This window comes from Pseudoflavonifractor capillosus, from assembly GCF_016902575.1.
Taxonomy (GTDB): domain Bacteria; phylum Bacillota; class Clostridia; order Oscillospirales; family Oscillospiraceae; genus Enterenecus; species Enterenecus capillosus_A.
The window spans coordinates 1-1,150 of sequence record NZ_JACSNZ010000108.1 but is presented as its reverse complement, the minus strand read 5'-3'; the positions used below and the strand labels follow the sequence as shown (position 1 = coordinate 1,150).

1 protein-coding gene is annotated in these 1,150 nt (G+C 49.0%); it reads left to right on the top strand.

Translation table 11 applies throughout. The features are described from left to right. Window positions 1-346 precede the first annotated feature (346 nt). The coding region (locus H9X86_RS12065; protein ID WP_204901737.1) for a homoserine O-succinyltransferase at window positions 347-1,150 on the top strand (804 nt) is incomplete at its 3' end.

Genomic DNA, 1,150 nt, shown 5'->3' with positions numbered 1-1,150 from the left:
AATTGATGAGACCCTTCATGTCTCTGTGTTACCAGTTTCCATGAAGGACTCGTGTCCTTCTGGTGCTTTTCGTGTTTCTCATTGTTTAATTTACAAGGTACAAACCGCTTTATCAGCGGGTTTTTATTCTACCACGCAGATCTTCGCTTGTCAACACCTTTTTTCGACTTTTTTGAAGTTCTTCGGCGCTTTTGCGTCGTATCTGGGGCACGTTTAGATACTATACCAGCAGTCTCTCCATTTGTCAACACCTTTTTTCAACTTTTTATCGTTTGATTTTCCTTGCCTGCTGTGGTATCGTAGTTTTACGATTTCTACTATATAATGTAAGTGCGGAGGTATCCCTATGCCCATTCGTATTCCCGACTCTCTGCCTGCTACCAGTGTATTAGAGGGCGAAAATATCTTCGTGATGACAGAGCATCGTGCACTGCATCAAGACATCCGTCCCCTAAACCTGTTAATTTTGAATCTCATGCCCACGAAGATCGTCACGGAGACACAGCTGCTGCGCAAGCTCTCCAACACTCCCCTGCAAATTAACGTACAGCTTCTAAAAACCAGCAGCCATGTCTCTCAAAATACCGACAGCCATCACCTGGACTCCTTTTATACTACCTTTGACCAAATCCGCAACAACCGCTATGACGGCATGATCATTACCGGAGCTCCGGTGGAGAACCTGGACTTCGAGGCAGTGGACTACTGGGATGAGCTGTGTCAGATCATGGAGTGGACACGTACCCACGTGCATTCCACCCTCCACATCTGCTGGGGGGCCCAAGCCGGACTGTACTACCACTACCATATTCAAAAGCAATCTCTGCCCCGTAAGCTGTTCGGCATTTACCAGCACGAGATCATCCGCAAGCAATCCCCCTTATTCCGGGGCTTTGACGATTTGTTTTACGCTCCCCACTCCCGGTATACCGAGGTAACCCTGAGCGACATTCAAACCATTCCCGAGCTGGAGTTACTGGCTGTGTCCCATGAGGCAGGAGTATTTGGCGTGAAAAGCGTAGATAATCGCCGTTTCTTCATCTTCGCTCATCCGGAATACGACGAGGACACACTGGCTCGGGAATATTTCCGAGATGTGGACCGAGGCCTGGACATCGCCGTGCCCGCCCACTACTTCCCCCAGGACGAC